The sequence below is a fragment of the Ectopseudomonas oleovorans genome, from assembly GCF_003052605.1.
In the GTDB taxonomy this organism is placed as follows: Bacteria; Pseudomonadota; Gammaproteobacteria; order Pseudomonadales; family Pseudomonadaceae; genus Aquipseudomonas; species Aquipseudomonas oleovorans_A.
This window is the reverse complement of the sequence record NZ_QASO01000088.1, coordinates 1-509: the sequence shown is the minus strand read 5'-3', so window position 1 is coordinate 509 and position 509 is coordinate 1. Positions and strand designations below refer to the sequence as shown.

Sequence of the window (509 nt, the reverse complement as noted above, 5' to 3'; positions counted from 1 at the left end):
GATTACAGATACGGCAGTCATACGGTCTACCAGATCGAGTATCACTTTGTTTGGGTGACTAAGTACCGATACAAGGTGCTCAGCGGTGAGGTTGCTGAGCGAGTGCGAGAGCTGGTGAGACAGACGTGCGAAGCATTTGAAATTCGGATTGTGAAAGGTGTGGTGAGCAAGGATCACGTGCATATTCTGGTGAGCAGTCCGCCGAATTTGGCGCCGAGTGAGATCATGAGGCGGATCAAGGGGCGTACGGCGAGCAAGCTTTTCGAGGAGTTTCCCCATCTGAAAAAGCGCTATTGGGGGCAGCATTTTTGGGCTCGCGGGTACTTTTGCGCGACGGTTGGGCAGATGACGGAAGAGATGATCAAGCAGTATCTGGAGCATCATTTTGAGCCGAGCCCGAACGATAATTTCAGGATGGAGCCTGACTGATCCGACGCGTCGTTCAGTCGACGCGTATCCGGACTTTCAGTCCGTAAGTCACTAACCCACCGACTTCAGTCGGTGGTTGT

The 509-nt window shown here is 52.8% G+C and carries 1 protein-coding gene; it reads left to right on the top strand.

Annotated elements, in window-relative coordinates; all coding sequences use genetic code 11:
• Positions 1-429 (top strand): IS200/IS605 family transposase (tnpA, locus tag DBO86_RS14810; RefSeq protein WP_146173169.1); only part of this gene is annotated, 429 nt, incomplete at its 5' end.
• Positions 430-509 lie beyond the last annotated feature (80 nt).